The following is a 10,931-nucleotide window of genomic DNA, read 5'->3' on the forward strand; positions in this document are numbered from 1 at the left end:
TCACTCCTGAACCATGAAACTAGGGGAAGCTAACGCGAAGAAAACCATTTTAGGAACCGCCCAATATTTTCGGTCATGGATGTCGTAAATATTGCTGATACGTTCTTCTAGTTCAGGCGCCATAGTGCCGTGTAAGAATCGGTCTTGGATAAGGCTCATTAATGTCGCTTTGTCTTCGTTATTAGCGGCACCTTCCATATCAACAGGGGCAACATACATTTCTTGTTTATTGTTAGTTTTGTTCCTGTCTTGGCCATAATCTAAGACGGTACGATAGATTACGTTGCTAACTTTAATAATTTGTGTCCAGTCAATCAGTTCAAGTTCAGGGGCAGTTAATCCTGCATCCATCAACTCACCCTGAGGGCTATGGTCTGGTGAATAAAAGTTAAAGACAGAGGGGGAGCCCAAAGGATACTGCCCAAAGGTTTCTTGATAGTTCATTGGGTTATAGATAATGTCGCCATTTTGTCCTGGATAAGCATTCATAGCACGATAGAAGTAGGTCATTGCCAATATAGGCTCTCTTACCTTCGCCACATGCAGATCATTCTCTTTTAATACTTCATCATCGGTTAAAATGGCTTTTATGACCTCACCGAGATCACCCGAGGTATTGCGGAATACAGATGCCACACGCGCAACATATTCAGGTCTTGGGTTTGATGTGACAAAGCGTTTTATGAGTAATGTACTAATAAAAGGCGCTGCATTTGGGTGATTCACTAACATATCTAATACTTGGTCTAGCTCGGCCTCTGCCCCAACCCCTGCGGGGAAATAATTTCCAAGGATATTTTTTTCATCCATGTCATGGGAATCATCGTAAGCGACCATCGGCTCAGACATGCTGCTGCCACTCATAAACCACCCTGTGAATATGCGTGCCATACCTTCAATGTCTTGGTCATCATAGGTCGGGATAGGTCGCCCGTCTGAATCAAGTTTTTTAGTGCCATCCAAGTTAAGCTCTTCAAGCCCGATGGAGAAGAGTTGCATCACTTCGCGGGCATAATTTTGATCAGGGTTAACTCCTGTCTGACTTTTTGGCAGGTTACCTACCATCGTTAGGAAGTGACCCATAATGGGGGATCGCGTTATATGATAGAGCAGCGTTTTGTAATCGCTGAATGCGTATTGAGTGAGAAGATCATAGTAATTCGCCATTTCTGCAGGGTAGGGCGCTAACTGAGCATCACGATCGCCGACAACCACAATTTGGCTGAGTGCAAAAGCCATCCGCTGACGCAGCTGGTCTTCACGCCATAACGCAATATCAAACCAAGCACACACACGCATTTCTTGCGTCAGGGTTGATGTCCCTCGTTGTTGTGCTTGATAATTGAGTTGCTCGGTGTGATTAGCAAATGGAGCACTTAATTGTGCATCAATCCAACTTACTCGGTTATCGAGTGCCATAAAGGCTTCTACTTCACCTTTTTTTATTCCCATTGTTGCCATATCCAAAAATCTGGATGACTGGCGATAAGTTAATCCTTCCATAGAGCAACCTCGTGTTTGATAAAATCATATTCAGCGTGGTTCATATTCAGTGGGAGGGTAAATTAATACATTAACTATTGCTAATACTTATGATTCCCTGCTGGAATATAATGAAAATGAATTGAAAATGGTTTAATTGGTTGATTGGAATGATCTTATTGTAAAATTAAGCTGAAAATTTTATTTGTTGTGGTATTTGGTGGCTTATTACGTCATATTTCGAATGGTTTTTAGTCTATTACTTGTTTGAATTTCATACTTTCTAGATATGCTTGTTGATGCATGTCCCATGCGTTTTTTTGCTTGTTACTGGTTTTGTAGTGATTTTGGGTTCAGAGAAGTTGGCTTTGAATAAATGAAATGGTGGAATTCAATAACGTATAAAGAGCGATAATTTCATCATTTTATACCACTAAAATTTCAAATGTTTGGTATTACGGGCTAGATCTCTTCAAAAATGTATGGGAAATTTGCGTAGTAAATAACCTGTATTGATACCGTTATCAATCATAGATAAATGTTGTAGAAAAGGAATCCGCTATCGTGGACAAGTTATTGCTCGTTTTTGATTTTTTAATAACGCATAAAGTTATTTTGAGTGCATTGATTGTTGCTGTGGTGCTGATAGTTAGACGATTAGTGATCTCGAGTATTCGTGGAGATGTTGCTTTCTTAACTGAGAATCAGCGAAAGTGGATGTCCCGAACCAAAAACGGCACGTTTACTTTCATTGTGCTGACGTTGTTTATTTTATGGCAGTCTGAAATTAGCGAGTTTGCTCTATCACTCACCGCACTTGCTGTGGCGATAGTTGTTGCTTCCAAGGAAATCATTCTTTGCTTCACAGGTTCGATTCAGCGTGCCAGTTCTCGTTCTTTCCGCATCGGTGACTGGATAGAAGTCGGGTCATTGTGCGGTGAGGTTATTGAGCACAATATGATGGCGACAGTCATTCAAGAGATTGATTTACACCATGGGCAGTATCATTTCACGGGAAAAACAGCGACGCTGCCAAATAGTATGTTCTTTACCTACCCAGTCAAGAATCTCAACTTTATGAAGCGTTATGTCTACCATAACTTTTCTATCACAGTGAAAGAATTCGTGAACTTGTACTTGATTGTGCCGGAAATTGTTGAGCAAATTGAAGGGCATTGCGAAGAATTCATTGATGTAGCACGCCGCTATAATGGGGTGATTGAAAAACATGCTGGTGTTGACTTACCTGGATCTGAACCTCATGTGACAGTGACGACGACGGCAACGGGGGAGCAGGTTGTGCATGTTATGCTGTTTTGCCCAACAGAGTTAGCGTCACACCTTGAGCAACTCATTCGCCAGGATTTTATGCAGACTTACCACGAGGTATTTGCGAAAAATACATTATTGGATAACCAATCTACAACGGTTCATTCCGTATCATAAAAACAAAGTGCAGAGGTAGATCTTTATTTCTGCATCCTTATTCTGGTTAATGCCACGGTATAAAGGTCATCGGCGCGTTTCATGTCTTCTTTACTGGGACGAGTATCGTGAATAATCACCCAGTGGCAGGATGTGATAACACACTTTACCTCTGCTGGTTTTAAAAATGACGGTGTTGCTAAAGCGGTGAGTTCTAAAATTAAGAAACATAGTTTGTAGTGATAAGGCACCATATGAAATGCACGGTACGCATCTTTAATTGCGTCTTTTGCTTTGTTATTTTCACGCATGCAGAAAGCGCGTTCAACTAACTCACCGCCTGTTTTTAAGCGAGTGTTAACTTCGGTATGGCAGGCTTCAAGTAATTTTATTTGGCTCTGTACTAATACGTCATCATCCGATGCGGCACACAGTTTTTTTGCTATCTGCATAGTGTGCTCATACTGCATCGGCATGCCGCAAAAACCATAGATTCTGGCGACGTTTAACACCGTATAAAAGTCGTTACTTGGCCTCTCGTCTAAGTTGATTTTACTTACAATCGTAAAACAATCTTCAATTTCTCCATGAATACAAGCCAGAATGGCCAGACTAATCATTGTACTTATCTCGCGCTCATAATTCGCTTGGTCTAGTTCTTTATGACTGTGTTGATCATGAAGGCTATGACTTGCTTCATTTAAGAGTTCTTCTGCCACCTTTCTTTCGTCAGCGTAAATACTAGCCAGCATAAGAGAGACAGAAGTATTAACATTTACACCGTAGCTAAATCGACTGGTACCAATAACCTTATTGGTAAATCGTTGGTAGCAGATAGCGGCTTCTTTATGGCATTGTAATGTGGCATATAGATTGGCAATAATCAGCTCCCTTAGTGGGTTAGCTGAGTTGACCTGATGTAGAAGCTCGAATTGTGCTAATGCCTCAGGAATTCGATTCGTGGTCATCATGCAACTGGCTAAGTATTTTCTGGCGAGTGGCTGTTTTGGGTGCTTAGCTAAAATATTTTGGAAAGTTGCTTCAGCACTTTTTAATTCACCTAGTCCTTGCAATGCTTGGCCGAGACCAATTTGAGGCCATATATGCTCATAGTTTTTACAGGCTTCGGCATAAAATAGCTTAGCTTCGTTGTGTCGATTAGCACGTAATAAGCAGTCGCCATGTATTCTGTCGATATAGGCTCTATATTGTGGGTATAAGGCGTGGAATTGAATGCAATGTTCAATAGCGATGTCATACTCTTTATTATCAACCGCCAATAACAATGAATACAAAGCAGATTTTCGTTTTAGGACAGACTTAATGCGTTCAATAAAGACAGCAGTAGAAAAGGGCTTGATTAGATAATCATCGGGTTCTAATTCGATAAAGTGGGTAACAACCTGCCGTGTATTGTCACCTGTTACGCAAATAAACACCCCATCATTTGCGAGTAGCTTTCGTTGCTTCACTTCATCAAAAATAAGCCCACCATCAATATGATGCCCCATATTATAATCGCAAAGAACGATGTCATATTTATGCTGCGTTAAAAGGCGAATGGCTTTTAAACTATCCATCGTACTATCGATTTTTTCATTAGAAACACCAGATGTATTTAAAATCGAACGCATAATCGATATCGCAGTACTCGAGTCATCGATCAACAAAAATTTTTTATCTGATATCATATGAAAAAACTCCGCAACGAGGTGTGATTTATAAAACTCAATGCGACATGTGTTGCATATCGGTGTTGTAATGGTAGTAAAAAATTTGAAATTGAGATAAGGAATTTGGGTTATCTTGATTATGTTTGATATGTTCCATGTAAACTTTGTGTTTACCATGAATGAAGAAGAGCCAATTTCGATGATAAGCCAGTTAACTAAAAGGCTAATTCCAACGCTTGCAGCGCTTGTTATTGGTGGTTGTGCAAGCTATAGCATCACTGAGCAAGAGATGACTAAATACTTACAAGATACCGTTAATTTGGATCAATCCGTGGGGGTTGAGAATGTCATGTATGCGCAGGTTGCGGTTGAAGATCTTAAAGTGAGGATTGGTCGAGCAGATGTTGAGCGTGTTTCTGTTTTTGCCAATACAAGTGCACAAGTACAGCTGCTCAGTATGAAAAATATGGGGTTGGAACTGGATATCGAATTTAGTGCTATCCCTAAATATGACAAAGAAAGTGGGGAAGTATTTCTAAATTCACTCCGCTTAGAGCACTTTGGTGAAAGTAGTAGCCAACAGTTGCCCCCTGAAATAAAAAAGCTTTTAAAACCAGCGGTTTCAATGATTGGTTATGCGCTGTCCAAGCAACCCGTCTATAAACTTGATAGTACTAAAGTCCAGGAAGCACTGATCAGGTCAGCTGAACCCAATTTAGTTATCAAGAATAATAAGCTAGTGATAGAGCTGTTTGATTAAAGAGTAGCTCTTAAGTTATAGAGCCGATAAAGTCGTCTCGTTTCTATATTACAATTACTAACTACACGGTATGACTTAGGCAAAGTCCTACTATCAAGCCTCTCTAAATGCTATCCTTCACGCCCTGTTTTAGCGTTAAGTCCGGAAGTAAAATGAATTTTAATCGTATTGTCTGTTTTGATCTCGAAATGTGCTGTTGGAATGATGGTCGGGAATCAAAAACAGGAGAGATCATTGAAATCGGAGTAGCCGAACTCGATCTAGCAAGCGGTGAAATTGTCCGACGTGCGCAGCACTTTGTTAAACCTGAGCGTGATGAAGTGTCGCCGTTTTGTACGGAGCTAACGGGTATTAAACCGGAAGTAATAGAAAAAAATGGCAAGCCGCTTGGCATTATTTTAAAGTCGATTGAACAAAAGTTTGGTGGTCGACATAAGATTTATGCTGCTTGGGGACGTGATGACCTCATTTTGCATAATGAGTGTAAAGAGAAAGATGTAAAAGTACCATTTAACGAGTTTCTTAATATCGCGACGCTATTTCGCCTGCAGCGGCATGTTTATAAGAAACGCTGTGGTCAGCGTGCTGCAATGGAAATGGCTGGGATAGAGTGGGAAGGACGCCAGCACTCTGGCTATGATGATGCTTATAACCTTGCACGTTTAACCAAAACCCTATTTCCAGCAGATTCGTAACACTCTATTGTTTCAGAGTAACCCTGCTAGATAATGACTGTGAGTAAGGTGACCTTGCTCCCTTATATCATATAAAAGTCAGTATTTATGACCTTAACACCTTAACATTTGATTTATAAACATAATTATTAGCTTTTTGTTTGACAAATTATTGCTATTTAATAAACTGGTTTCATATTAATTATAAGTACAATTGGTTGGTTATGAATTTTACAAACTGTCGTATTCCTATTAAGCAAAGGGATACGGCAAAGCTATTTCCTTGTGGCGATAAATTGAACGAACACCGCGCTCATCAAGAAATTATACAGTGGTGGAATGTTCCATATATAGATGAACTCAGTTACGAGGAAACGGGCGCAATAGGTGTATTTGTACTCGATGGTGCGACGTGGGATTGTCCTCGTAAAATTTCAGAGCATGATACGTTTGAAGAAGCGGTGACTGCAGCTAATTTCTATATTAAACATTCTCCTTTATTCAGGCGCCACCATGAGGCATATATGCCAACGGCAAAAGTTGATCATTTGTTGGATATGAGCTCATTAATTCACGGGAAAATGGAACGCCCAACAGAAAAAGAGTTGTTTGATTATATGTTTCATTGGCTTCCACCTGCTGAAGACGCTCTTGTTAAATCTGCTTAATGATGTGTTAGCACTTCTTTTTAATCATCATTATTTTAGCGCTAGAAGTATATTTAGCGCTAAATTTTCGCTCACATTTCCATTTCCTAAATATGCAAAGCCACTTCCTGAAATTAGACCTATCAATTAAGCCCTGATTCAGTTGGAATCGATTAGCCAATCTCAAAGACATAAAAATACGGCTACAACGATTATTCAGCGGACCATCAAGGAGAAAGATATGTCCACAGAAGCGCTTTCCTACCAGAAATCGACGCTATTGCAGCGTTTTTCGGCAGTATGCACATCGATAGTACAACGGTACCTGCCAGATCCCTTTCTATTTGCTGCGTTATTGACGTTTGCAGTATTTCTAATTGCAATGCCCGTTACTCAACAAAGTCCTATGCAAATGGTGGATGCATTTTCTGGCGGGTTCTGGAAGCTATTAACTTTCGCAATGCAGATGGCGTTGGTAGTGGTTACTGGCCATGCAATGGCGTCAGCGCCAGTCTTTCGTCGTGGCCTGTCATACCTTGCTATGACCGCCAAAACGCCGGGCCATGCTATTTTGATCGTTACCTTTGTGTCGGCAATTGCCTGCTGGATAAACTGGGGTTTTGGTTTGGTTGTTGGTGCCATTTTTGCGCGAGAATTAGCGGCAAAAGTAAAAGGGGTTGATTATCGTCTGTTGATTGCTTCGGCATATACGGGGTTTTTATTTTGGCATGCAGGGCTGTCGGGCTCAGTACCTCTAGCACTCGCCAGTGGCAGTAATCTTGAGGCAGTAACGGCAGGGGTGATTACGGCACCCATAGCAACGAGCGAAACACTTTTTTCTAGTATGAACCTTATTATCTTGCTCGTGATGTTAGTTACTATTCCTCTTTTAAACCGAGCGATGCATCCTGCTGGTGATCAAGTTGTGACTATTTCACCTGATTTATTAGCGGATGAACCAGAGGAGGAAGTGAAAGACGCAAAAGATCTTACGCCTGCAGAAAGGCTTGAACAGAGCCCTTGGGTGAATCGCTTACTAGCACTGCTTGGTTTTACCTATATTGTTAGTTATTTTTCAAACAATGGTTTTGCTTTAAACCTCAATATCGTAAATTTCATTTTCTTATTTACCGCTATTTTATTGCACGGTACGCCTAAGCGTTTACTAAAAGCTGTTGCTGAAGGTACCAAAAATACTGCTGGAATATTACTTCAGTTCCCATTTTATGCCGGCATCATGGGTATGATGGTCGCAAAAGGTCCTGAAGGCGTGTCATTAGCAGGGGCAATGTCAGATATGTTTGTGAGTATTTCGAATGAGCATACTTTCCCTTTATTTACTTTTCTTAGTGCTGGCATTGTTAATTTCTTCGTACCTTCCGGTGGTGGCCAGTGGGCGGTACAAGCACCCATTATGATGCCTGCAGGCGCTGAACTAGGTGTGCCGGCAGCCAAAACAGCCATGGCGATTGCTTGGGGAGATGCATGGACAAACATGATCCAGCCGTTTTGGGCATTACCCGCTCTGAGTATTGCGGGACTAAATGCTAAAGACATTATGGGATTCTGTATTGTGTCTCTGCTCGCATCTGGCACGATCATTGGGCTTGGTTTGCTTATCTTTTAAAATAAACTGGTCTGTATGACAAAGCGTAAAGCGCCAGATTATTTTCTGGCGCTTTACGGCTAAGCTAACCTTACATTCATGGTAATTTCAGCTCGAAAAACAATGTTCCCATCCCTATCTACTATTTCAACAGGCACTAACTTATCTCCCTCTGTTGCCCAATCAATATCGTCACCCAAGGCTTGAGCGGTTAAATCCGTCTTGGCTTTTTTTAAATATTCAACGGTCATACCGACAGGTATCCAACGGCTTTTCATCGGGACAGAAACATCAGTCATCATACCGCCCGCGAGCTCTGCCATATTACACATTGCAATGGCATGAACAGTGTTGAGGTGGTTGGTGACTTTACGACGTTTTTTAATGGTGACTTCAGCGTAACCGGGTTTTAGCTCAGTCACTTTGGGTTTAATCGTGCCAAAATAAGGGGCTAAGCGGCATACGACAAAAGAAAAAATACGATTGCCAAAAGGAAGGCGGGTAAGCTGTTTATAAATTTTGAGGTTCTTGCGCATCGAAACATCCTTTTTCTACAGGTTAGTGATGACCATTTATAAAGTTATAGTCTGGTCTGACCACTATGTAAGTTAAAAATAGAATATTCAATCCACTTTCAGTACTGGTCACAGATACGAAAAAGGGCTCTTTAATAGAGCCCTTCGGAATAAATGTGTTTAGGCTTTTCTATTATGGGTTTTCAGAAATCGCGACAAACACTTCATTTTCGCCAAAACCAACAAGGTCTGCACGACCGTTACCGTTTACGTCACCAAACATACGAGGGTGAACGCCACGCTCCCAGCCACGGTAAGGCGTGAACTGTCGGTATGCCGTGTCATTTTCGTCATTGTGACGCCACTTCGATTCATAAACCCAAACGCTATTTAGGTTTTCAAAGTGATCGCCTTCACCGTTTGCATCGATATCAGCAGACCATGCAACGTAAACACCATGCTCACCAATTGCCCAGATATCAGCACGACCATTACCGTTTACATCAGCCACACCGCGCGGGTATTGTGCACCCCAGTAGCTGTCTTCACCCCAACCAACACCGAATACAAGTTCAGCATAGGCTGTGCCTGCTAGGAAGTTTGCACCATTACCTTCAGCATCATCACTTAACCAAGTTTGGCGCTCAGTGAAGTTACCTTTGCCGTCGTTGACAGCAACGTAAATTTCAGTGTGACCAAATGCGATGATATCTGCTGCGCCATTACCCGTTACATCGGCAACAAAGCGTGGGTAGTCAGAGTCGTTACCTTCAAACTGTTTGCCACTTTCGGCATCAACAGAATCCAATGAGCCAAAGTCATCGACAAGTAATTCTAATGGACCGAACTTATCACCTTGGTTCGCTGCAACGAAAGTACCGTTATCAGCAAAAACAATCAGGTCAGCGGCTTCGCCACCTAAGACTTTACCGAAGGCAATATTATAATCAGCAGGTTTAACGTGTGTATCGTCTGCAGTTGGAGATGGTTCAGCAGGCTCTCCTACGCTACCCCAAAGGACTTCGTTGTTGAAACCTTGCTCGCCATCATTGAGTGCAACGAAGATGTCACCATTATCAGCCATACCAACGAGGTCAGCTAAGCCATTACCCGTTAGATCAATAAGTTGAACATGGTTAGTTGCGCTAAATGCTGTTGATAGCAATTGTGGCTCATTAAACCCTTCGCCTGTTGATGTCGCTAAAAAGATATCACCATTAGCAAAATCAACTTTAACCGCGTCTTGAAGGCCATTACCTGAAACATCACCGATGATACGTGCGGAATTTAGGTGATCACTGCCTGTGGCAGAGGTTAAGATACTGCTCTTATTCCAGATTTTTTCTTCAGCTAATTCACTCGAAGAATAAACATTTTCGCCATCAACAAATGAGCCTTCACCGAAATCGCGGTTGAAGTAGTAAACTGATGAATTATCAGTACCATCGCGCCAGCTTTGACGGTGGTTGTGGTAGGCCGAGGTTACTAGCGACTCAGAAACAAAATTAATGTTACGAGTACGGCTGACTTCTTCAAGAATAGGGAGTAGGTTTTGCGCATTCGTATCGGTTGAAATGGATTCTTCTTCAAGCACAATACGATCTTCTGCGACACCGTATTCTGCCATCAAGTAATCTTTCATCGCTTGGGCTTCAGTTAGCCCTTCGCCATTTTCAAAACATGACTCAAGAGAGTCTGGATTACCTTTACCAGCAAATGCAAAAAATGGATTCTTTTTCTCTAGAGAAACAGCATATGCACGGTCAACACGTTGCTCAAGCAGTAGGCGGCTATTACAGGTCTCGTAATTGACTTGTAGACCAAGCCCAATGATTAGTTCTGCATCTTCTTGCGTATTTGAGTCGCTGTTACAACCAATCGCTAATGCTGATGCTACAAAAACTGCTGCGTATTTTAATTTCATTATTATAAATCCTGAGAGTACTACACGTTTAGATGAACATCACCAGATGGGCCCTACCTGACTTGATTCGGGCTTATTTTGCGAGAGTTATAAAGTGATATCTATATGACTTTTATTTTTCTGTGCAGACGATCAAATTTTAAATTTCATGGAAATACAGAATGATTCTCTAATGAATGTGTGTTTATTGTTAAGTTGCAGAGTTGGTTTGGTGCTGGCTGTAAT

Annotated in this window: 9 protein-coding genes; 5 read left to right on the forward strand and 4 right to left on the reverse strand. The window is 41.5% G+C overall.

The window, feature by feature from the left end:
- Positions 1–1,503 (reverse strand): DUF1800 domain-containing protein, encoded by a 1,503-nt coding sequence (locus L4D78_RS26075; protein ID WP_428469633.1) that lies wholly within the window; start codon positions 1,501–1,503, stop codon positions 1–3.
- 543 nt (positions 1,504–2,046) lie between these two features.
- Between L4D78_RS26075 and L4D78_RS26080 the strand changes: the two genes are divergently transcribed.
- A complete protein-coding gene (locus tag L4D78_RS26080; RefSeq protein WP_428469634.1) occupies positions 2,047–2,928 on the forward strand; it encodes a mechanosensitive ion channel family protein in 882 nt (293 codons plus the stop codon).
- Positions 2,929–2,951: 23 nt separating this feature from the next.
- On the opposite strand, the gene L4D78_RS26085 is transcribed toward L4D78_RS26080, so the two are convergent.
- Positions 2,952–4,598 (reverse strand): response regulator, encoded by a 1,647-nt coding sequence (locus L4D78_RS26085; protein ID WP_428469635.1) that lies wholly within the window; start codon positions 4,596–4,598, stop codon positions 2,952–2,954.
- Positions 4,599–4,779: 181 nt separating this feature from the next.
- On the opposite strand from L4D78_RS26085, the gene L4D78_RS26090 reads away from it, so the two are divergent.
- The 4 genes from L4D78_RS26090 to L4D78_RS26105 all read left to right on the forward strand — a co-directional run bounded on the left by L4D78_RS26090 (position 4,780) and on the right by L4D78_RS26105 (position 8,288).
- Positions 4,780–5,340 carry a YceB family lipoprotein gene (locus L4D78_RS26090; RefSeq protein WP_428469641.1) on the forward strand — a complete coding sequence of 187 codons (561 nt, stop codon included), beginning with the start codon at positions 4,780–4,782 and terminating at the stop codon, positions 5,338–5,340.
- Positions 5,341–5,492: 152 nt separating this feature from the next.
- Positions 5,493–6,035 carry a 3'-5' exonuclease gene (locus tag L4D78_RS26095; RefSeq protein WP_428469636.1) on the forward strand — a complete coding sequence of 181 codons (543 nt, stop codon included), beginning with the start codon at positions 5,493–5,495 and terminating at the stop codon, positions 6,033–6,035.
- 203 nt (positions 6,036–6,238) lie between these two features.
- Positions 6,239–6,682: a hypothetical protein gene (locus L4D78_RS26100; protein ID WP_428469637.1), complete on the forward strand. Its 444-nt coding sequence runs from the start codon at positions 6,239–6,241 to the stop codon at positions 6,680–6,682.
- A gap of 220 nt (positions 6,683–6,902) precedes the next feature.
- A complete protein-coding gene (locus L4D78_RS26105; RefSeq protein WP_428469638.1) occupies positions 6,903–8,288 on the forward strand; it encodes a short-chain fatty acid transporter in 1,386 nt (461 codons plus the stop codon).
- A gap of 59 nt (positions 8,289–8,347) precedes the next feature.
- On the opposite strand, the gene L4D78_RS26110 is transcribed toward L4D78_RS26105, so the two are convergent.
- On the reverse strand, positions 8,348–8,803 hold the full coding sequence (locus tag L4D78_RS26110) for a hotdog fold domain-containing protein (RefSeq protein ID WP_428469639.1): 456 nt from the start codon (positions 8,801–8,803) through the stop codon (positions 8,348–8,350).
- Between the two features lie 172 nt (positions 8,804–8,975).
- The gene (locus L4D78_RS26115; RefSeq protein ID WP_428469640.1) at positions 8,976–10,706 is read right to left on the reverse strand and encodes an ElyC/SanA/YdcF family protein; all 1,731 of its coding nucleotides are present in this window, start codon (positions 10,704–10,706) and stop codon (positions 8,976–8,978) included.
- Between the last annotated feature and the right edge of the window lie 225 nt (positions 10,707–10,931).

The sequence above is a fragment of the Photobacterium minamisatsumaniensis genome (assembly GCF_050336695.1).
Lineage (GTDB): Bacteria > Pseudomonadota > Gammaproteobacteria > Enterobacterales > Vibrionaceae > Photobacterium > Photobacterium minamisatsumaniensis.